18 protein-coding genes and 1 other RNA gene are annotated in these 22,080 nt (G+C 52.9%); 9 read left to right on the top strand and 10 right to left on the bottom strand.

Features of this window, described 5'->3' with window-relative positions:
• Positions 1-5 precede the first annotated feature (5 nt).
• Positions 6-1,448, top strand: a complete 1,443-nt coding sequence (gene selO / locus F3J30_RS07760) for a protein adenylyltransferase SelO (protein ID WP_166716879.1) — start codon at positions 6-8, stop codon at positions 1,446-1,448.
• On the opposite strand, the gene F3J30_RS07755 is transcribed toward selO, so the two are convergent.
• The 8 genes from F3J30_RS07755 to F3J30_RS07720 all read right to left on the bottom strand — a co-directional run bounded on the left by F3J30_RS07755 (position 1,445) and on the right by F3J30_RS07720 (position 9,561).
• On the bottom strand, positions 1,445-2,224 hold the full coding sequence (locus F3J30_RS07755; protein WP_166716878.1) for a heme ABC transporter ATP-binding protein: 780 nt from the start codon (positions 2,222-2,224) through the stop codon (positions 1,445-1,447). The two genes, selO and F3J30_RS07755, sit on opposite strands and share 4 nt — an antisense overlap.
• Positions 2,217-3,209 (bottom strand): iron ABC transporter permease, encoded by a 993-nt coding sequence (locus F3J30_RS07750; RefSeq protein WP_166716877.1) that lies wholly within the window; start codon positions 3,207-3,209, stop codon positions 2,217-2,219. The genes F3J30_RS07755 and F3J30_RS07750 overlap by 8 nt, the downstream gene beginning before the upstream one ends.
• Entirely contained in the window at positions 3,209-4,030 is an 822-nt protein-coding gene (locus tag F3J30_RS07745; RefSeq protein ID WP_166716876.1) for a hemin ABC transporter substrate-binding protein, read from the bottom strand. Before F3J30_RS07745 ends, F3J30_RS07750 begins: the two co-directional genes overlap by 1 nt.
• Positions 4,027-5,055 carry a hematinate-forming heme oxygenase ChuS gene (gene chuS / locus F3J30_RS07740; RefSeq protein WP_166716875.1) on the bottom strand — a complete coding sequence of 343 codons (1,029 nt, stop codon included), beginning with the start codon at positions 5,053-5,055 and terminating at the stop codon, positions 4,027-4,029. Before chuS ends, F3J30_RS07745 begins: the two co-directional genes overlap by 4 nt.
• A 48-nt stretch (positions 5,056-5,103) precedes the next feature.
• Positions 5,104-7,089 (bottom strand): TonB-dependent hemoglobin/transferrin/lactoferrin family receptor, encoded by a 1,986-nt coding sequence (locus tag F3J30_RS07735; RefSeq protein WP_166716874.1) that lies wholly within the window; start codon positions 7,087-7,089, stop codon positions 5,104-5,106.
• Between the two features lie 77 nt (positions 7,090-7,166).
• Positions 7,167-7,355: a hemin uptake protein HemP gene (gene hemP / locus F3J30_RS07730; RefSeq protein WP_166716873.1), complete on the bottom strand. Its 189-nt coding sequence runs from the start codon at positions 7,353-7,355 to the stop codon at positions 7,167-7,169.
• 173 nt (positions 7,356-7,528) lie between these two features.
• Complete coding sequence (aroH, locus tag F3J30_RS07725; RefSeq protein ID WP_166716872.1) at positions 7,529-8,575, bottom strand: 3-deoxy-7-phosphoheptulonate synthase AroH; 1,047 nt, start codon at positions 8,573-8,575, stop codon at positions 7,529-7,531.
• Positions 8,576-8,727: 152 nt separating this feature from the next.
• Positions 8,728-9,561 (bottom strand): pyruvate, water dikinase regulatory protein, encoded by an 834-nt coding sequence (locus F3J30_RS07720; protein ID WP_014069917.1) that lies wholly within the window; start codon positions 9,559-9,561, stop codon positions 8,728-8,730.
• A 337-nt stretch (positions 9,562-9,898) separates the two neighbouring features.
• On the opposite strand from F3J30_RS07720, the gene ppsA reads away from it, so the two are divergent.
• From ppsA to F3J30_RS07680, 8 genes are all read left to right on the top strand, one after another.
• Positions 9,899-12,277 (top strand): phosphoenolpyruvate synthase, encoded by a 2,379-nt coding sequence (gene ppsA, locus F3J30_RS07715; RefSeq protein WP_014069918.1) that lies wholly within the window; start codon positions 9,899-9,901, stop codon positions 12,275-12,277.
• A 237-nt stretch (positions 12,278-12,514) separates the two neighbouring features.
• Positions 12,515-13,915, top strand: a complete 1,401-nt coding sequence (locus tag F3J30_RS07710; protein WP_166716871.1) for an MFS transporter — start codon at positions 12,515-12,517, stop codon at positions 13,913-13,915.
• A gap of 3 nt (positions 13,916-13,918) precedes the next feature.
• A complete protein-coding gene (locus F3J30_RS07705; RefSeq protein WP_166716870.1) occupies positions 13,919-16,294 on the top strand; it encodes a glycoside hydrolase family 3 N-terminal domain-containing protein in 2,376 nt (791 codons plus the stop codon).
• Between the two features lie 957 nt (positions 16,295-17,251).
• Positions 17,252-17,455, top strand: a complete 204-nt coding sequence (locus F3J30_RS07700; protein ID WP_166716869.1) for a hypothetical protein — start codon at positions 17,252-17,254, stop codon at positions 17,453-17,455.
• A 324-nt stretch (positions 17,456-17,779) separates the two neighbouring features.
• Positions 17,780-17,983, top strand: a complete 204-nt coding sequence (locus F3J30_RS07695; RefSeq protein WP_166716868.1) for a hypothetical protein — start codon at positions 17,780-17,782, stop codon at positions 17,981-17,983.
• A gap of 4 nt (positions 17,984-17,987) precedes the next feature.
• Positions 17,988-18,638, top strand: a complete 651-nt coding sequence (locus F3J30_RS07690) for a hypothetical protein (RefSeq protein ID WP_166716867.1) — start codon at positions 17,988-17,990, stop codon at positions 18,636-18,638.
• A 12-nt stretch (positions 18,639-18,650) separates the two neighbouring features.
• The gene (locus F3J30_RS07685; protein ID WP_166716866.1) at positions 18,651-19,172 is read left to right on the top strand and encodes a hypothetical protein; all 522 of its coding nucleotides are present in this window, start codon (positions 18,651-18,653) and stop codon (positions 19,170-19,172) included.
• Between the two features lie 170 nt (positions 19,173-19,342).
• Positions 19,343-19,834, top strand: coding sequence for a hypothetical protein (locus F3J30_RS07680; RefSeq protein ID WP_166716865.1), 492 nt, complete (start codon positions 19,343-19,345; stop codon positions 19,832-19,834).
• A 700-nt stretch (positions 19,835-20,534) separates the two neighbouring features.
• Here F3J30_RS07680 and rprA read toward each other — a convergent pair.
• Both rprA and ydiK read right to left on the bottom strand, forming a co-directional pair.
• Positions 20,535-20,642: antisense sRNA RprA (rprA, locus tag F3J30_RS07675), an RNA gene on the bottom strand.
• 193 nt (positions 20,643-20,835) lie between these two features.
• Positions 20,836-21,951, bottom strand: a complete 1,116-nt coding sequence (ydiK, locus tag F3J30_RS07670; protein ID WP_166716864.1) for an AI-2E family transporter YdiK — start codon at positions 21,949-21,951, stop codon at positions 20,836-20,838.
• Positions 21,952-22,080: the final 129 nt, after the last annotated feature.

Raw genomic sequence — 22,080 nt, 5'->3', positions numbered from 1 at the left:
GACTTATGACCCTGTCTTTTACTGCACACTGGCATGACGAGTTGCCCGGCTTTTACACCGCGCTCAAACCAACCCCATTACAAAATGCCCGGCTGATCTGGCATAACGACCAGCTTGCCGATGCATTGGGCGTTCCGCCTGCGTTATTCCAGCCCTCTGAAGGCGCTGGCGTCTGGGGCGGCGAAACGCTGCTCCCTGGCATGAATCCCCTGGCCCAGGTCTACAGCGGACACCAGTTTGGCGTCTGGGCGGGGCAGTTGGGCGATGGCAGAGGCATTTTGTTGGGTGAACAACAACTCCCCGACGGACAATCATTCGACTGGCATCTGAAAGGTGCGGGTCTTACCCCGTATTCCCGCATGGGCGATGGCCGCGCGGTACTGCGCTCAACCATTCGCGAATGTCTGGCGTCTGAAGCGATGCATGCCCTGGGTATTCCCACCACACGGGCGTTATCCATCGTGACCAGCGACACACCTGTCGCGCGAGAAACGATGGAGCAGGGGGCGATGCTGATGCGCGTTGCGCAAAGCCACCTGCGCTTTGGCCATTTCGAACATTTCTATTATCGACGTGAGCCGGACAAGGTCCGCCAGCTTGCCGATTACGCTATTCGCCGCCACTGGCCCGCATTGCAGGACGAGGAGGATAAATACCGACTCTGGTTCTGTGATGTGGTGGCGCGTACCGCGTCAATGATTGCCCGCTGGCAAAGCGTGGGCTTTGCGCACGGTGTGATGAACACCGATAACATGTCCATCCTGGGGCTGACCTTTGACTATGGCCCGTACGGCTTCCTCGACGATTATCAGCCGGGCTATATCTGTAACCACTCTGATTACCAGGGGCGTTACAGCTTTGACAACCAGCCAGCGGTCGGGCTGTGGAATTTGCAGCGCCTGGCGCAATCTTTATCGCCGTTTATTGATGTTGACGCCCTCAACGATGCGCTCGATACCTATCAGGACGTTCTGCTGCGCGAGTACGGAAAATTAATGCGCGGGAAATTGGGGCTGATAACGCAAGAGAAGGGGGATAACGACATCCTGAACGGGCTTTTCGCGCTGATGGCCCGCGAGGGCAGCGATTACACCCGTACCTTCCGGATGCTGGGCCAGACGGAGCAACACAGTAGTGCTTCTGTGCTGCGCGATGAGTTCATCGACCGCCAGGCCTTTGATGACTGGTACCGGCAGTATCGGGCGCGTTTGCAGCGCGATAATGTGGATGATGCAACCCGTCAGGCGCAAATGAATGCGGCTAATCCGGCGATGGTCTTGCGCAACTGGCTGGCGCAGCGGGCAATTGAACAGGCAGAGCAGGGTGAATACTCGGAGCTGCACCGGTTGCACCTGGCGTTACGCACGCCTTTTGCCGACAGGGATGATGATTATGTCAGCCGCCCGCCGGACTGGGGCAAGCGGCTGGAGGTCAGCTGCTCAAGCTAAGGGGCGAGAAAAACCTGCGGTACGTGGTGAGCCGGATGCCTGCCGACGTGAACCTGCGCGCCATACCAGTGCGCCAGGGTGTCGGCCTGCAAGACCTGTTCGGGCGAACCGTGGGAAACTATCTGCCCGTTATGTAATAACACAACCCGATCCGCCCACAGCGCGGCAAGATTCAGATCGTGCAGAACAATACAGACGTGTAATTTTCCCCGACCGGTTAAGGTTTTCAACAGACGCAGCAGGTGCTGCTGATGGTAAAGATCCAGCGCCGAGGTGGGCTCATCCAGAAACAGCCAGCCGCCTGGCTCGCCATCGCACCACAACTGCGCCAGCGCGCGGGCAAGCTGCACGCGCTGCTGTTCTCCTCCGGACAACGCCGCGAACTGCCGTCCGGCCAGCGGTAAACAGCCCGTTATCTGCATCACTTCACGTACAACCGCCGCTTCAGGATGGTGTGTCCAGGGCGCGCGGCCCATTCCTACTACGGCTTCTACCGGCCAGTCAAAGCCCAGCTGTGTCTGCTGTCGCATCACTGCCCGACGACGGGATAATTTTTCCGGGTGCCAGTCGTGAAGGGGGTTTCCCGCCAGTAAGCATTGTCCGCTCGCCGGTTTGAGATAACCCGTGAGCAGGCGCAATAACGTCGATTTCCCGGCACCGTTAGGGCCAATCAGCGCCACCAGTTCACCCTGGGATAACGAAAGGGATACGTCATTAATCAGGGTGCGGTGTGCTACGCGAAAGGTGAGATTTTCTGCACTAAAACAATCAGCCATGCTGGCCTCCCCGACGGAAAATAAGCCACAGGAACCAGGGGGCGCCAAGGATGCTGGTCAGAAGCCCAACCGGCATTTCCGCCGGAGCCACCAGGGTTCGCGCAACCGTATCGGCAATCAACAGTAAAAATGCGCCAGCCAGTACGGAGCCAGGGATCACCGCCCGGTGGTCGGCCCCAAGCCACATTCGCATCAGATGTGGCACCACCAGCCCGACAAAGCCGATAACGCCACTGACGGCAACGGCAGCCGCCACCAGCAACGCGCTGCACAGCAGTAAAATGCGCTGAACAACCTTCACATCGACCCCGAGATAATGCGCCTCTTCTTCGCCCAGTTGCAGCAGATTGAGCGCAGTCGCAAGCCGCCAGATGATCCACACCGTGGGTACCATCAGCGAGGTCACGGCCAGAAGCGTTGACCACTGGGCCTGCCCAAGGCTACCCATTCCCCACAACGAGAGCTGGCGAAGCTGAGCATCGTTGCTGATCCAGGAAAGTACCCCCACCGCCGCGCCACACAGCGCGTTGATGGCAATACCCACCAGCAGCAGCCGCGACAGCGAGCTTTCCCGCTGCTGGCTGAGCAGGAAAATCACCACGGTTGCCGCCAGCGCGCCGAGAAATGCCGCCAGCATCGGCGCATATAACATCACCAGGGCTGGCAGCGAAAGCGGGATAACCACCCACAGTGCGACGGCCAGTGCAGCGCCGCTGCTGATCCCAAGCAGACCCGGATCGGCAAGCGGATTGCGAAACAGCCCCTGCATCACACAGCCCGCCAGCGCCAGCGAACCGCCAATCACCAGCGCCAGCAGCACGCGGGGCAGGCGGATGGTCAGCCAGATCTGACGAAGTGCGTCATCGCTGTTATTCCACAGCAGGCTCACCGGCAGGCGCAACGCGCCAAAACCGGTTGCCAGAAGCGTCATCACCAGTAGTGCTACGGCCAGCATACACAGGGAGAGTGTGATACGCCGGGTCATCAGGGCAACTGCTCGGCTTTGGTGCGCAATTGTTGAATGGCCTGCGGCGTGCGCACGCTGAAGCCCAGCAGCGCCATATCATCAATGGCAAGAACCTGTTTGTTACGTCCAGCCGGCGTTTGCGCCAGACCTGGCAGTTTCCACAGATTCTCTTCGCCACCGAGCGCTTTCACACCGTCCTGAGAAATCACAACCAGATCGGGCTGGCTTGCGATAACCCCTTCCTGCGAGAGTGGCTGATAGCGGGTGAAGCCCTGCATGGCATTCTGCAACCCTGCGGCCCGAATGGCGGCATCGGCCCCGGTCTGTTGTCCTGCCGCCATTGCGGTCATGCCGCCGTGGTTGAGGATAAACAGCACACGCTTGTTAAGCGGTGTCGTGGGCAGTGCTGCTAATTCCTGACGCAGCTTGCCGCGCAGGATCTCGCCCTGTGCCTGCTGATGAGTGGCTTGCGCAATCACACGGACTTTTTCATCAATCACGCTCAGGTCATTGCTGCCGGGGACGGTGACGACTTTCACATGGCTTTGTTCGACCTGCTTTAAGGCAAGAGAAGGCTGTGCCTGCGCACTTGCCAGCACCAGCGTCGGGCGCATGGATAAAATCCCTTCGGCATTAAGCTGGCGCAAATACCCCACATCCGGGAGATCGTTTGCCGCCTGCGGCCACTGGCTGGTACTGTCGCGCGCGACCAGCGACGACTGAGCACCCAATGCATAGACAATCTCCGTGACATCGCCGCCAAGCGTGACCACTTTCTCAGGCGTGGCCGCAAACGCGACTAGCGGTAAGGCGCTGAGCAGGGCGAACCATTTTTTCATGCGGCCAGCCCTTTTGGTGTCAGGGCATCAATCTGGCTACGCCACTGGCTTTGCTCTGGTTCACCTTCGGTACGCTGACCGTACAGCTGTGCGATTTGCGTGCCGTCGGCGGCAAACAGCTCCAGGCTGGTCACATGGCCGTCAGCGGTAGGTTTGCGGGTTACCCAGGTTTCGGCGATGGTCTCTTCCAGCAGATGCAGGGTAAAGGTCGGGTTAAAGATGTTCAGCCAGCCTTTCATCGGCACCAGTTTTTCCACTACGCCGGTGAAGATCTGCACGCAGCCGCGGTTGCCGACAAACACCATAATTTCGTTGCCGTCCTGACGGGCAGTATCCAGCAGTTGTGCCAGCGCGCGGTTATCGACCTTGCACGCCAGATCGTCACCCACCAGGCGGAAGGCCTGCTGGCGGGACAGATTGTGGCGTTTCAGCAGGGTAAAGAACTGATGGACGTCGGTCATGGCACGCCACTCTTTATCCACGAGAGCACCGTCGGCGTTTTCAGTATGAACAGGCAGTTCCGCGGCTTTCAGCGCCAGTGGCGGGTTATCGGCAAAGATAAAGCGCGTCAGCACATCGCCCCAGGCAGAAACGTCAGTATTGTCGGTGGTGTACACCTTCAGCAGCGCATCGCCCTGATGGTCGAAGAACTGAATGCTCTGACGTTCACCACGGGCGGTCGTTTCGCTGATATGGAACACGCTCGCCCACTGGTTCAGGAACAGACGTAAGTCCAGCGCACGCGGATTCAGCACCAGCCCGGCGTGGCCGTTGAGGTGCTGGTTGGTGAAGGTGCCAACCTGCTCGTGAACGGCATATTCGTTGCGGCAGATGCACTTGGTTTCGCCCACGGTTTCCAGTGCGCCTAAGATCTCGCGAATTTCTCCGTGCAGCCGCCATGCATCATGCCCCACACGTGCAAAGGTCAGCTCGGCTTCACTGATATTCATCAGGCCTGCGATGTCACGCGCGTACTTACCCGGGTTTTCTTCTTTTAGCTCAAGCCAGCGTGTGTAGTGATTCATTGTCTCTTCCTTTCTTTATAGTTGCCCCGGCGAACCGGGGCGAGGGGATTACCACTGATAACTCACGAAAATCTTACCGTTACGGCCATCCTGTGGGATGCCCTGCGGTGACCAGTACTCTTTATCAAAGGCGTTACCCAGCACCAGCGTGGTGGTTACCCCTTTCAGCTGCTCCTGGCCTTTATAGCTCACGTAGAAATCGTTGACCGCGTAGCCGGGTTGTTTGCTGTAGCTGCTGCTGATATGCGTTGAACGATCAACAAATGTGCCGATCCAGCCCACCGAGAAACCGCTTTGCGCCACCGGAATGTCCAGCTTGCTGGTGACGGTATCCGGGTTGATGCTGGAGATGTACTCGCCGGTGTCGGTATCTTTGCCGCGTGTACGGTTATAGGCCATATCCAGGCTGAACAGGTCGGCGGAGTATTTCGCCATCACGTCCCAGCCCCAGATTTTGGCGTTCGGCACGTTATAGGACATGGTCGTCGCGGCAGCAAAATCGACGGTGGTTGAGATGTAATCTTTCGCTTTGGTGTCGAAATAGCTGGCTTTGAACTCCAGCGCATCACTGGCCAGCATCAGGTTGTCAAAGCGCAGACCAAAACCGTACTCCTGGGTTTCGTTGGTTTCCGGGCGCAGGTTCGGGTTTGGCACCCAGTAGTTAGTATAGAAACTGCCGATGGAGAAGTGCTTCGCATCGTTGTACATCTCACCCATTGTCGGGGCGCGGAATGCCTGGGCGTAAGAGCCGAACAGCATCAGCCAGTCGGTCGGGCTGACGGTTAACCCCGCGCGGGATGACCACTGGTCGGCATCCACATCGTCATAGCCATCACTGCTGCCGCGATAGTTGTCATAACGCGTACCGCCGAGGATCGTCACAGGCAGGTCACGCAGGGTGATTTCGTCCTGCAACCAACCAGAGCTGAAGTCAATTTTCGCGTCCGGGAAACCGGTGGTTACGCCACTCGGGTTCTGCTCCTGGCGGTAGTATTCGCCGCCGTAGGTGAGCAGGTGTGATGCGAAAGTATCAGAGAACAGACGGGTGCGGTTTTCAACCTTGCCGCCTTTGGTGGTTTGCTTGCGGAATTCGCCCGAGCCATCGACGTTCTGGGCATTAATACGCGCTTCCGACCAGTAGACTTTTGCATCGGCATTGAGCCAGTCGTTGCCTTCCGGGGCAATGTTGTAGCCGAGCTGGGCGTCCCGCTGGATGGTGGAACGGTCTGTCATTGGATTGCTGGTATCGCTGGCTTCAGACGTTTGCGGATTTTTTGGCTCCTGCGCCGCATTGTTGTAATAGCGCAGAGAGCCGCTCAGCGTCTGGGCGGTGTCGATTTTCCAACTGCCTTTCGCCAGCATATTGCTGATGGATTCATCGTTTGGTGCAGTCGTGCCGTTGCTCTGGCGAATGTCCCCGCGATCGCGGCTTGACCAGGCGACTAAGCCATCCAGGGTATCGGTGCGACCATAGGCGCTCGCCCCCATCCCGATACTGTGATCGCCTGTAGCCCCAGTCCCGAATACGCGATAACCGCTGTTTTTGCCGGGCTCCAGCAGGTCTTTGGCATCGGCGGTGTCATAGGAGATCACGCCACCCAGCGCACCACTGCCGTACAGCAGGGCAGACGGGCCGCGAACCACTTCAATGCGCTTGATCAGCGCCGGATCCAGGAAGGTGCTGTTGAGGTGCCCGGTGTCAGTGCCCTGGCGTACACCATCAACCAGCACTAACACACCGCGACGATCGTAACCGCGCAGGTTGACATCCTGGCCGTTTGTACGTCCGGTGCCGTCGAGCGTCAGGCCCGGGACTTTGCGTAGCAGGTCTGCGGCGGAGCTGGCGGTCTGGTTTTCCGGGGTGGTAGCGTCAATCACGCTCACCATCATCGGGGCTTCAAAGGCACTGCGGGGATTACCGGTCGCGGTAACGGTAATATCATCTGCGGCAGCAAACGCGGCGCCCGGCAAGGTGCTGACAATGGCCAGCGCCAGAAGTGATGGACGCAAAGACGCGGAATGCAGGTGTGGCATAGCAACTCTCCATTAAGAATCGAAAGCGCTGGCTGCCTGGGGATTACCTGGGTGGCTGGCGTATTTTTTTGAGTAATTTATTTAGTCAGGATCAGTTTTCCGGCATGGGTCTGGCGCAGCAGGTAGTGCTGGCCGTCATGCTCGATAATGACCCGCCCCTCATCACCCAGCAGACTTTTGCTGTCGATACGACGGTCGTCAGGAGAAGGGAAAGGCGCTGTGTGTGTTTTTATAGGCGTTGCCGCGGTGTTATCCATACGTGACATAATGTTTACAAATAACAATCAATGTAACAATGATAATCATTATCAACAAAGTCAAAATTCACGGCAAGCCTTTTTGTGAAAAATTTGTGACGGGATCAAATTTGAGGAGAAGGGTGCGGTCTGGTGCCCTCACCCCGGCCCTCTCCCAGAGGGAGAGGGGGAAGGGAAAAACATCAGAATCGAGAGTCTACCGCTGCCGCCAGTTTCTCCAGCAGTAGCTCGCTGTCTTCCCAGCTCAGACACGGATCGGTAATCGACTGGCCGTAAACGATAGGCTGGCCAGCCACCACTTTCTGCGTCCCTTCTTTCAGGAAGCTTTCAGCCATGATCCCGGCCACGGCCGTTGAGCCGCTGCGGATCTGCTGACAAACCTCATCGCAGACATCCAGCTGGCGGCGATGCTGTTTCTGGCAATTGCCGTGGCTGAAGTCCACCACCAGGTGCTCAGGCAGATCAAATTCGGCCAGCGTTTCACAGGCGGCAGCGATATCTTCTGCGTGGTAATTCGGCTTTTTGCCACCGCGCATAATGATATGGCCGTACGGATTCCCGCTGGTCTGGTAAATGGTCATGTGGCCATTTTTATCCGGCGAGAGGAACATATGGCTGGCACGGGCCGCGCGGATCGCATCAACTGCGATGCGGGTATTGCCGTCGGTACCGTTTTTAAACCCAACCGGGCAGGAGAGGGCAGATGCCATTTCGCGGTGGATTTGGCTTTCAGTGGTTCGTGCGCCAATCGCGCCCCAGCTGATCAGGTCGGCGATAAATTGCCCGGTCACCATATCGAGGAATTCGGTCGCGGTAGGCACACCCAGTTCATTGACCTGTAACAGCAGCTTACGCGCCAGCTCAATACCGTGATTCACGCGATAACTGCCGTTCAGGTCAGGGTCAGAAATTAGCCCTTTCCATCCAACAACGGTGCGGGGTTTTTCAAAGTAGGTACGCATCACGATTTCCAGGCGATGCTGGTGTTTTTCACGCAGCGCCTGAAGTCGTTTAGCGTAATCCATCGCGGCATCCAGGTCGTGAATGGAACAAGGGCCGATGATCACCAGAAGACGGCGATCTTCACCATTCAGGATTTTTTCAATACGACGGCGCGAGGCCGTGACATGTTCCGCAACGCCTGCGGAAACAGGATGTCGCACCGCCAGTTCAGCCGGGGTAATCAGGCTATCAATACGCGCAGTGCGGAGTTCGTCGGTTTTGTTCATGGAATATCTCAGAAAATTTTTGCTTCATCGGCAGACTACCGGGAAGTGATGGGCATCACCTTAAACCAATCCCTGCTGATTTCAAGTTCGGGGCGAAGCCGCCCCGATGATGTGCAGGATGATACCTTAATCTGGATTAATGTACTAGCATATTAGTACATGCGACGATTCAGTCCCATGATATCGAGGATTTTGGTAGCGATTTCTTCTACCGAATAGTTGGTGCTGTTAAGCCACGGGATTTGGTTCTTTCGGTACAGGGCTTCAACTTCTGAGACTTCCATACGGCACTGGCGCATCGAGGCGTAGCGGCTGTTCTCACGGCGCTCTTCACGAATGGCGGCCAGGCGTTCCGGGTTTATCGTCAGGCCAAACAGCTTATGTTGCAGTGGCTTAAGCGCGGCGGGTAACACCAGGTTATCCATATCGTCAGCAATAAAGGGGTAGTTCGCTGCGCGGATCCCGAACTGCATGGCCAGGTAGAGGCTGGTCGGGGTTTTGCCGCAGCGTGATACGCCAAGCAGGATCACCTGCGCCTGATCGAGATTACGCAGGGAGATACCGTCATCGTGAGCCAGGGTGTAATCAATGGCCGCGATACGGGCATCGTACTTGATCAGGTTTCCGGGGTTAAGACCGTGGGTGCGATGGGCAATCGGCGTGGGATCAAGCTTCAGTTCACCTTGCAGCGGAGCTACCAGGGCCTGCACGATGTCCTGACAAAAGCCTTCACTTTGCAAAATAATCTGGCGAATTTCCGGGATCACGATGGAATAGAAGACCAGCGGACGCACGCCTGATTGCTGATAGATGGCGTCAATCTGGTCTTTCACGGCTTTCGCGCGACTCTCATTTTCCACAAACGGCAGCGTGATGCTGTTGATGGAAACCGGGAACTGCGACATGACCGCATGTCCCAGCACTTCGGCGGTAATCGCCGTACCATCAGAAATATAAAAAACGTGGCGATCGACAGCATTATCCATTTTTCTCACCCTGAATATCGGACCTAATTGACTGAAAGCATAAATTAAAAAAGTAAAATACAACAGAGAGGGAATCGTCTTAATTATAAATGAAACGGTATTTTTAATTTTAATGAAAAGTGGATTTCATTTTTTGAAAAACCGATATAAACCGAACATTTTTGTGGGAATCCATTGTAATCATTGGGTTAGCGATTGATGGGGAAGTGTCCGAAAAAATAAAAAATAAAGTTGCTTACACGATTCACCGTTTTTTTCGCGAGAACAAATATGCCAGGATAAATACGCATTAAGGTGTTTCTTAATCCCGTTCAAATATCACAAAAGGATTGTTTCGATGTCCAACAATGGCTCGTCACCGCTGGTGCTTTGGTATAACCAACTCGGCATGAATGATGTAGACAGAGTTGGGGGCAAAAATGCCTCCCTGGGTGAAATGATTACCAACCTGTCCGGTATGGGTGTCTCCGTACCGAATGGGTTTGCCACTACCGCCGAAGCGTTTGACCTGTTTCTTGACCAAAGCGGTGTAAACCAGCGCATTTACGAACTGCTGGATAAAACGGATATTGATGATGTTGCTGAGCTTGCCAAAGCCGGCGCACAGATCCGCCAGTGGGTCATCGACACACCTTTCCAGCCGGAGCTGGAAAAAGCGATTCACGACGCGTACGACCAGCTTTCCTCTGATGATGCGCAGGCCTCGTTTGCGGTACGCTCTTCAGCCACCGCAGAAGATATGCCAGATGCCTCCTTCGCCGGTCAGCAGGAAACCTTCCTCAACGTGCAGGGCTACGATGCCGTGCTGGTGGCGGTGAAGCACGTGTTTGCTTCCCTGTTCAACGACCGCGCCATCTCGTATCGCGTGCATCAGGGCTATGACCACCGTGGCGTGGCGCTCTCGGCAGGCATTCAGCGCATGGTGCGCTCAGATGTCGGCTCATCCGGCGTGATGTTCTCCATTGATACCGAATCCGGCTTCGACCAGGTGGTGTTTATCACCTCTGCGTGGGGTCTGGGTGAAATGGTTGTGCAGGGTGCGGTTAACCCGGACGAATTCTACGTGCACAAACCAACGCTTGCGGCAAACCGTCCGTCTATCGTGCGCCGTACCATGGGATCGAAAAAGATCCGCATGATTTATGCCCCGACTCAGGAGCACGGCAAGCAGGTTAAAATTGAAGACGTGCCGCAGGAACAGCGCGACCGCTTCTCTCTGACCGATGCCGAAGTGCAGGAGCTGGCGAAGCAGGCCGTGCAGATTGAGAAACACTATGGCCGCCCGATGGATATCGAGTGGGCCAAAGACGGCAACACCGGCAAGCTGTTTATCGTGCAGGCGCGCCCGGAAACCGTCCGTTCTCGCGGTCAGGTGATGGAGCGTTATACGCTTCATGCACAGGGCAAAGTGATTGCTGAAGGCCGTGCCATCGGTCACCGCATTGGTGCGGGCCCGGTGAAAGTTATTCAGGACATCAGCGAGATGAACCGCATTCAGCCGGGTGACGTGCTCGTTACCGACATGACCGACCCGGACTGGGAACCGATCATGAAGAAGGCTGCGGCGATTGTTACCAACCGTGGTGGCCGTACCTGCCATGCGGCGATTATCGCCCGTGAACTGGGTATCCCGGCGGTGGTTGGCTGTGGTGATGCGACCGAACGCATGAAGGATGGCGAGAACGTCACCGTCTCCTGTGCGGAAGGTGATACCGGTTATGTCTATGCCGAGCTGCTGGACTTCAGCGTGAAAAGCTCCAGCGTGGATACCATGCCGGACCTGCCGCTGAAGATCATGATGAACGTGGGTAATCCGGACAGGGCGTTTGACTTCGCCTGCCTGCCAAACGAAGGGGTTGGCCTGGCGCGCCTGGAATTTATCATCAACCGTATGATTGGCGTGCACCCGCGTGCACTGCTGGAGTTTGACGATCAGGACGCGAAACTGCAAAACGAAATTCGCGAAATGATGAAAGGCTACGACTCGCCGAAAGAGTTCTACGTTGGCCGTCTGACCGAAGGGATCGCGACGCTGGGTGCGGCGTTCTATCCGAAACGCGTCATCGTGCGTTTGTCTGACTTTAAATCTAACGAATACGCCAACCTGGTGGGCGGTGAGCGTTACGAGCCAGAAGAAGAGAACCCGATGCTGGGCTTCCGTGGTGCCGGACGTTATGTGTCTGACAGCTTCCGTGACTGCTTTGCGCTGGAGTGCGATGCGGTGAAACGCGTGCGCAACGACATGGGGCTGACCAACGTTGAAATCATGATCCCGTTCGTACGTACCGTGGCACAGGCCAAAGCGGTAGTAGAGGAACTGGCGCGTCAGGGTCTGAAGCGTGGTGAAAACGGACTGAAGCTCATCATGATGTGCGAAATTCCGTCTAACGCCCTGCTGGCTGAGCAGTTCCTGGAATATTTCGACGGTTTCTCTATCGGCTCAAACGACATGACGCAGCTGACGCTGGGTCTGGATCGCGATTCTGGTGTGGTTTCCGAGCTGTTCGATGAGCGTAATGAGGCGGTTAAAGCACTGCTGTCAATGTCCATCAAAGCGGCGAAGAAGCAGGGTAAATACGTCGGGATTTGTGGTCAGGGTCCATCCGACCATGAAGATTTTGCCGCCTGGCTGATGGAAGAGGGGATCGATAGCCTCTCCCTGAACCCGGACACCGTGGTGCAAACCTGGCTGAGCCTGGCAGAACTGAAAAAGTAATGCCGTAATACCCGTTTGCAGAAAAGGTGAGGATATTTATCCTCACCTTTTTTATTTTCATGCCGACATGCTCCCCGTCACAAATAAAGCAAAAAACCAAATATCATAATTTGTCTGTTAATTTAGACAATTGTTAGCGCGCAAAGCGTTGCTAATACTTGAGCCTTAACTGCGCATTACCCTACACGATGCGCAACTGGTTGAAATACGTTTTAACCTGATAAAAGGCCCATAAAAATGAACATCTCCCCTGTCTTACGTACGAAAGATAAAATAGGTTACGGTTTAGGTGATATGGCCAGCGCGCTGGTCTGGCAAACCGCAACCTTATTTCTTGCCTATTTTTATACGGATGTATTTGGTCTGCCGGCAGCAATAATGGGAACCATGTTTTTAGTGGTGCGCGTGGTTGATGCCTTTGTCGATCCCTGTATTGGCGCGCTGGTGGATCGCACGCAAACCCGTCATGGCCGCTTCCGCCCATGGCTGTTATGGTTCGCCATTCCTTTTGGCGTGAGTTGCCTGATTACGTTCTATGTTCCTGATGTCGGGCCAACGGCGAAAATCATCTACGCCTGCGTGACCTACACTATCCTGAGCCTTATCTATTCGGCCATTAATGTTCCCTACTGCGCGATGCCTGGATCGCTCACCCTTGACCCGCGTGAACGTCATTCACTGCAATCCTGGCGCTTTGGGTTGTCCTTTATCGGCGGCCTGATTGTCACGGTCATTGCGCTGCCGCTGGTGGCAAAACTGGGTGATGGCAATGTGCAAAAAGGCTATTTCTACGCCATGAGTTTAATGGGGTTATTAGGCATTATCTTATTCTTCTGCTGTTTCCTGATGACCCGCGAGCGTTATTCTCCGCGCAGCGACACTTCCGGCTCGATGATTACCGATTTAAAACGACTGGCAGGAAATAGTCAGTGGCGGATAGTGTTTGTATTTAATATTTTATTGCTGACCGCAGTGGTGACGCGTGGCTCGGCAACCCTGTATTACGTGAACTATGTATTGTTACGCCCGGAGCTGGTTTTCGCCTTTATTGTTTCCGGTATGGTGGCTTCCCTCAGTGGTGCATTATTGTCTGAACGGTTATTGGGTAAATTCGACCGGGTGCGGGCCTATCAGTGGACGATTATCACTTTCGTTATATTCGGCGCACTTATTTTCTTCCTGCCGCCGTCGCAGGTCTGGCTGATATTCGGCCTGAACATTATCTTCAGCTTTATTCAAAACCTGACCACGCCGCTGCAATGGACCATGTTCTCTGACGTGGTGGATTACGAAGAGCATCGCAGTGGCCGTCGTCTGGATGGGCTGGTGTTCTCCACCGCGCTGTTTGCCATCAAATTTGGCCTGGCGCTGGGTGGGGCCGTGGTGGGCTGGGTGCTGGGCATGGTGGACTATGCACCGGGCCAGGCCGTACAGGCTCCGCATGTGCTGAGCACCATCAACGCACTCTTTACGCTGATCCCCTGCGCGCTGTTCATCGGTATGGTCGCGCTGCTCACCGTTTACAAACTCAATAGCCGACTGGTTGACACTATTGCCCGCGAGCTTGCCAGCAAGCGCCAGGCGCGCCCGGACGAAGAAGCACTCACCCCGGCACTTCATCATGTAATCAAGGAGTAACGTATGACTGCAATCTATAAGGATGCGGGTCGTCCCGTGCACGAACGTGTGGCGGATTTACTGGCCCGTATGACCTCAGAAGAGAAATTTGCGCAGATGCACGCGTACTGGCTGATCCTCGATGAACACGGCAACCACCGCGAGCGGACGGATTTAAGTGATGAGTTTGCGGGCGCCAGCGAACAGGCTGCGCTGGGTGAGAGGCTGAAGCTGGGTGTCGGACAGATAACCCGGCCACTGGGGACGCATATTGTTGACGCCAGAACGGGCGTGCGGGCGGCAAATCGCTTGCAACGGATGATGATGGAAGAGACGCGGCTCGGCATCCCGGCGCTGTTCCACGAAGAGTGTCTGGTCGGCTTGCTCTGTAAAGACGCCACCTTATTCCCCTCATCGTTGAACTATGGTTCAAGCTGGGATCCGGCGCTCGTCAAACGTGCCGCAGAGCACATTGGTGCCGAGGCCCGCTCGGTGGGTTGTCAACAGGGGCTGGCACCGGTTCTGGATGTCTCACGCGATGTCCGCTGGGGGCGCACCGAAGAGACGTTTGGTGAAGACCCGTGGTTAGTAGGCGTGATGGCCAGCGCCTATGTCGAGGGATTACAGGGCGAAAAACGCGACCTGCTGGCAACCCTGAAACACTATGTTGGCCACTCCTTCAGCGAAGGGGCGCGTAACCATGCGCCCGTGCATCTGGGGTTCAGTGAACTGAACGATACCTTCCTGCTGCCGTTCGAAATGGCGGTGAAACTCGCTAATGCAGGGTCGGTAATGCCTGCTTATCACGATATCGACAACCAGCCTGGCCACAGTGACAGTTTCCTGCTGACGACGGTGCTGCGCGAGCAGTGGGGTTTTGATGGCATTATCGTTGCCGATTACGGTGGCGTGAGCCTTCTGCATCAGCATCACGGTATTTCGCATGACGCCGCTGAATCGGCAGCTCTGGCGTTTAATGCCGGGCTGGACGTTGAGCTGCCAAAAGATGATTGCGCGCGCCATCTGGCACAGGCGGTTGAACGCGGGCTTATCACCATGGCGAAGGTGGATGAGATCGTGGGGCGCGTACTGACCGAGAAATTCCGTCTTGGTTTGTTTGAAAAACCCTATGCTGATGAAAACGCCATTGATCTGCAAAATAACGCCACCCGGCAGGTTGCGCGTGAGGTAGCGACCCGTTCGCTAACCTTGCTTGAGAATAACGGCATCCTGCCGCTCAGCGGAAAACCGCGTGTGGCGGTGGTGGGGCCTACGGCAGACGATCCTCTGGCATTGCTCAGTGGTTATAGCTTCCCGGTACATCTGATAATCAGCGATATGGTGGACGAAACCTCGCAGGTGACGACACCGCGCGCGGCGCTTGAGCACTACCTGGGGGCGTCACAGGTTCGGTATGCCAAAGGTTGTCACATCATCGAAAAACGCATGGCGGGCGCGCCGGTCTTCCCGGGCGACAGCGGCGGAAAACCGATGCAGCAATCTCCGGTTTCGCGCAGTACCGCCCTGATCCCCGAGGCTGTGCGTGCGGCACAAGAGAGTGACGTGGTGGTGGCCTGCGTGGGGGATCTTGCCGGGTTGTTCCAGAGCGGGACCGTCGGGGAAGGTTCCGACACGGACTCCCTGAACCTGCCAGGCGTGCAACAGCAGCTACTGGAAGCGCTTGTCGCAACAGGTAAACCGGTGGTGGTGGTGGTGACCGGGGGAAGGCCGTACAACCTGCAAGGCCTGGAGGACAAGGTCGCGGCATTTATGCTGGCCTGGGCACCAGGACAGGAGGGCGGCTGGGCGATTGCCGACGTGCTGACCGGCCGTGCTGAGCCACAGGGCAGGCTGGTGGTCAGCGTGCCGAAAAGCGCAGGGGCGATGCCGTATTACTACAACCACAAACTCAAAAGTGGCGGCACACCATTTGCGTTTCATTTTGGCTCGCGTTATCCCTTCGGGTTTGGTCTGGGCTGGAGCGACTTTGGCTTAAGCAACCCAAAACTGGCATCAGATAAGATTGATATCACAGGGGAAGTGACCCTGAGTATTGATGTGACCAACCGCGGTGAACGCAGCGGCAGCGAAGTGGTGCAGGTTTATGTGCGCGATAAAGTAGCAAGCCAGGTGCGCCCGTTGCAGGAGTTGAAAGCCTTCCAGCGGGTGACGCTCTCACCCGGTGAGACAACCCGGCTGACCTTCACGTTGCCGGTCGATATGTTCAACTTTACCCGCCGCGACGGTAAACGAATTGTCGAGCCTGGTGAGTTTGAGCTACAGATTGGCACGTCGTCGGCAGATATTCGCGAAGTGGTTACGGTGAACGTCGCCGGTGAGACACGTGAATTGCCTGCCGACTGGCGGATGCTAAGTCAATGTGAGGTGGTTGCGAAATAATCAATTATGCTCACCCTGGGCACTATTGCGAGGGTGAGCATGAATATATCGTATAAAAAAAGAAAAATATCTTCTTGAATAGCACAATTACCCCAAAAATCAGCGCGACATGAGAATAATCTTACGCCGTTCAATTATCTGGTCCAATATTTCTGATATTTTTACTATAGAACACCGCGTTAGCAACTATAGATTTTATTCATTGGGTGAATGTTTTAAATGAATTAATAGATAATGAAAAATATAACAAGATGATTCAGGTCAGTGAGGTGGTGAACTGAGTCACAGATGCTTCATAGATTGTAGGTAAAGAGGTTGAGGCCGGAACTGTGAGTGAGGCATATGCTTTTCGCGGATCGTTACCGTGATTAATAAAGGAAAGTAATGAGGAAATCTAGATGCTATCACAGCATGGATAATGCTCCTGATACATACTGTGCAGGAGGCTGTTTATGGTTAAAGTGAAAGTGTAAACAAACACTATATTATCTGTGGTGTTTGTTTGATTAACGGAGACTGCTTCTGTTTTCCAGGGAGGGAAATAATTTCATGGCGATTATAATTCACTCCATTGAGGGAGTTGTTATTCTAATTGAGTAATGAACTTTTGCCCTTAGGACATAACTTATGACTCTGTATTTTTAAACTTATCATTTATTATGACTGTTAATATAATTGACCTGGCTATATCACTTTCAGAATGAGCTCTGTGTTAGCCATTACAGACTGCTAAATGGTCTAATAAGGATGTGGTTTAGTTTACATCTAAATATCGTAAACCTTTAAAAATGATGATGTCCTTATACTGCTGACAGTAATGAAATGCGAAAGCGTTAAAATAAAGATGTTATGAATCAGCACTGCTGCTGGTGTTGCTATTATTAATCCTGTATTGACCTGTACCTCAGGAAAATAAAAGCAGCGCAGGCGCGTATTCTGGCAGAAGTAGGGGCCGAAATGGGCGGCTTAGCTGCAATGATTCCACACCCAGAACAAGAGCCTAGTAAGTGGGAATATGAAGCTGAATTAATCGCTAAGGCTCAAACAGCATTAGACAAAGCTACAGCAGGTGAGAAAGTACCAACTAAAACGATTGAGGTAGCTAAGCTGATTATTGCAGGAGCAACCACAGACGACGTACAGCAAGCTTTATTAGGTTAATTAATATTCTGGTGACGCGGTTAATAATAAAATGAATGGCGGGGCTTACAGAGCGTTTTAGAGACATCCACAAAAGACAATTAACATGCAACACGTAACTATTAAATCTACGCACTTTGCAGCGTGGTTAGGTCATTTCATGCTAACTATTTGGGTTTGTGCTATTACAGGTAGCTTAATTGGTTTAGTGATTAGTCAGATAGATGGTGATTTACGTTCCTTTGATGTTGACTCGTGCGCTGCTATTGGAATGGTTATTTGTGTGGTCTTATATCTTCTGTATATATTTATTAGGGCTGGTTTGGGTTATGAGAATTATTAGGAATGAGCAAGAAAGATAGCGTTAAGCATTATGCTCACTTCTTAGTAAATGGATGTGCTGGATTTGTAGAAGTAATGGAAGGTGGTGCTATGTGGGCTAGGTTTGGTGTCGGTCGTATGGCTTATAGCTGTATGCAGGGCAAGCTTAAATCAACTGTGCATAGTGTGATGGTTCAACATTCATTAATTAGTAGCTGGAGCTGGTAGGCAAGTGGATTCAATTATTTCAGTGGTAGTTGTTGGCTATCCGGTTGTGTTAGGGCTTGCTGTTCTTTATATGTTGGTGTGTTTGGCCTTGTCTTTAAAAGATGGTCAGCATCAATATAAAGCGCTTTGTGTGGCTATGCTCCTTGTGCCTGTAATGCTTCTAGCTATCTTCTTTGATAATGATAGCTGGGTTCAATACCTGTTAGGCTTTGGTGCTGCGATCGTGGTGTTGGTGGCTATCTTCTGGATGATGGAGAAGCACGAACAGGCAGACAGGGCTAATAGGTTTGAGTTATTTAAGCATGAACACCCCGAATCTATTTATTTGCCTAATGGTTTTGGTATTCACCATGTAGAACGTAATGAAGAATGTGACTGGCTTTATTATTATATGAATATTGCTGTGTTTGAAGGTGGCTCTACATTTCCAACACGGTTATCAAAAGGAACACACAACAAAGAAGAATTTAGCTGGAAGCGTTCAGAATACACACCACCATCTACAGACTTTATGAAGCGCGAACACTGTTTAGATGTTTGGTTTAATGATGGCGTGAGGATTCATTTTAATTTTCCAATTGAAATGGGTAAAGAATGTGGCTGGATGGAGCAGGGATATGATTCACCACGTATAGCAATAAAGCTTTCTCGTTAACAGGTGATGGTGATGATTTTCTCTATAGGTGTAATGATTGTTAAGGCTGGTGTGTGGTGTTTGGGTTTGTTTGCAATCCTGTTAGCTATCTACGCCCCGTTCTATTTAATTGGTGGATGGATTGACAGGGTTAAATACAGAAAGCGTAAGGCGCGATATGAGAAGGAGGCAGCAGAGGAAGAAGCGCGTGAAGAAGCTGCTATTAGCCGCTTTAATACTGAACACCCTGAAACAGAGCTTTTAGGGTGGCATTTCCCGATAGAGCTTGAAGATAATTTAAAGGTAGTGAATAAGGGGGTGTTGTTTCCTGCTGATTTTGATAGGCGTCCTAATACTGAATTTAAAATGAATGGAACAACCTACACGGCGTTTCTTTCTCAAGTGGTAGATAATACGCTGGTGATGTTTTTTGATAATGATGTAGTCATGAGAGTAGATTTACCATTTAAACTAAAGTCTCGTTATATTTTCGGGAAGATTGATTTTAATGAAACAGGTGAAGTATTCGATATGGCTAAACATGTGGTTAGATGAAATTAGATAGCCTCACAATTTACAGGATAGGTAGAGAGGAAATTAACCCACTAGGAAGGGCTATTGAAAGATTGAAGTTTCACCCTTACGGCGATTTAGCAGAACGCTATAAGGAATGGAAAGAAAAGCCCACTAGGGCAATGTTATTTTTACTCAATAGGAATTAATAAATGAAAGTTAAATCTTTAGCTGCTGCTTTAGCTGCTGTGCTTGCTTGCGTGTCTGTTTCAGGATGTGCTTTAACGGTTGATGGTAAAACGCAGCCTGTAGCCATTAAAACTAATGCACCTGCTTTGTACACCATTAAGAACGATGAAGGGGCTACGGTGGCTTCTGGTGTTGCTCCTGCTACCGTGAACCTTAGAAGGGATGGAGCGCCTTACACGGTGAGCCTGAAACGCACTGATGATAGTCAGGAGGCGACAAGCCAAATCACTGACAATCTGAACGGGTGGCTGTGGGGTGATTTGCTTTGCGGAATTATTGTGTGTGGTGGTGTTGATTTGGCTACGGGTGCTGCATGGGATTTAGATGAATCCGTAACTGTGGACACTGTAGCCAACGTGAATAGCGTGAATGTTAATAGTCCATTGAACACGGTGAATGCAGGGAAACAGCCTGTAGTGATTAACAACACGCTGAACAATACCAATAACCACTAATGAAGCCTCTGATGGTAGGGCTAATAATCCTGCTATGCTGCTCCTGTTCATCCTATAATAAATGGGTTGATGAATGTGCAGGTGGAAAAACTAATAATACGCAACGTGTATTTAGCTATACGCCTCTAGGGGCATTAGGTACAGTGGGTGTATGTGATTATAAACGTGCTTAAGAATAATCTCTTAATTCTGTTCTTATTCCTATCAGCGTTAGGCGGCTTCTTGCCGCTTTTTTCTTTTGTAGTATTGTATTTATATAGCCTGGTGACCTGTTCATCACTGGATTGGTGAAGGTGATATTACTGTTACTAGCTATATTCCTGCTTGCTACGGCTTACGGGGTGAGGGTGGCTATCTGGTTAGTGATATTCCTCTAGAAATGAGTGAAGCGCTTAGAGCTAGCTGGAAGCTGTCTAATGATGGCTACGTTAACTGGACTTCACCAGAGGCAAAGATTCACGATCTGGACCATTCACGCTAGGGTTAACAATGCAAATGGGTGATGTGTTACGCATGAGTGCCTAACCCTCAAAGGCTGCCTTAACAGGTGGCCTTTTCTCGTTTGATGCACACCAGAAACAAAGTAATACACACTCTAAGCTATTGATTCTTTCAGGGGAAAAGAGGCAACGCATTTTAAGCTACATACACGCGGCACACACTAAGCACCTAGCGAAATCCCTAATTAGCTGTATGCAAACGAAAAAAAAGCCCATCGTGGGAGATGGGCAAAGACTACACACAGCAATTCGTTGTTTCACTCAGGGGATTTCCATGCTTATAAATCAAGGTGTTGATTTATAACCGTGAGGTAATAGTAGGCATTGAGGTTTTTTGCGTCGATCAGATTCGTCTCAATAGTTAAAGAGACGTAAAGATTTTTTGAGGTGAATGACAGAGTTACAGGCAATGTGGCGGGTCTGACCAGTGAAATGATTAATGATGTTTAAGTATTGCGAGGAAATCAGGCCGGGTAAGCGCAGGGCCACCCGGCAATACCGTTACTGTTTGTTCTTCTCTTCCAGATCTTCCAGTTCGCTGAGGATCACATCGGGGTCGGTGCCTGGTGGTGGTACTTCATGCACCCAGGCAGAGAACAGACGCCAGGTGACAGCGAGCAGCACCGGGCCAATAAACAGGCCAATCATGCCGAATGCAATCAACCCGCCGATAACGCCAGACAGGATCAGAATCAGCGGCAGATCTGCGCCCAGACGAATGAGTATCGGGCGAATAACGTTATCCATCGTACCGACCACGCAGCTCCAGACCAGCAGAACGGTGCCCCAGGTGGTGTCCCCGGACCAGTAGAGCCAGATGATGCAAGGGATCAGCACCAGCAATGGCCCAAGTTGCGCAAGGCAGGTCATTATCATGATCACGGTAAAGATAGTGGCGTATGGCACACCAGAAATCGCAAGACCGATACCGCCCAGAACAGCCTGCACCAGGGCCGTCACCACCACTCCCAGCGCTACGGCGCGTACGGCCTGAGCCGCCAGCAGGATCGCCGCATCACCGCGTTTACCGGCCAGACGAGTAGCAAAATGTCGCACACCCAGTGCGACCTGCTCACCACGCCAGTACAGCAGGGCGCTGAAGGCCAGCATCAGCGTACAGTGCATCATAAAGCGACCGATGTGTGCGGCCTGCCCGACAAACCAGGTGGTTGTCGTGCCAATATAAGGACGCACTTTCGCCATCAATGCGCTGCCGCCCATCTCCAGCAGGCCGTGCCAGCCGCTGTACAGTTTTGAACCGATAACCGGAATGCTATTTAGCCAGGCGAGATCCGGCAGCGTCATGTCGCCGCTGCTGATGGCGCGAATAACCGGGCCGCTGGTATCAACCAGGCTATTAACCAGTAAGGCAATCGGAATAATAAACAGCAGGAACAGCAGTAAGGTCATGACCAGCACGGCAAGCGCACGGCGGCCAAACAGCAGTTTCTGTAAACGCAGCAGCAGTGGCCAGGTGGCGACGACTACGGTACTGGCCCAGGCGAAGCCGAGCACAAATGGCTGAACAATCCACAGACACGCAATAATCATGATTGCCAGAAACAGCACTGACAGCAGGATTTGCGCAACATCCCTCGGCTGACGAAGATTGACCATAAATAAAACTTTCCTTAGATGAACACCAGCCAGGCTGGCGAGAACATGAAACCGCGTCACTCTAATCATTAGTGATTTCAGCGATTTTTAACAGGCAGATTCTGCATGTAATTCAGCTGAGCGTATAAG

It is taken from the genome of Enterobacter sp. Tr-810 (assembly GCF_011752765.1).
In the GTDB taxonomy this organism is placed as follows: Bacteria; Pseudomonadota; Gammaproteobacteria; order Enterobacterales; family Enterobacteriaceae; genus Enterobacter; species Enterobacter soli.
Note: the sequence above shows the minus strand (reverse complement) of the source record. Positions and strands in the feature narration are given on the sequence as shown.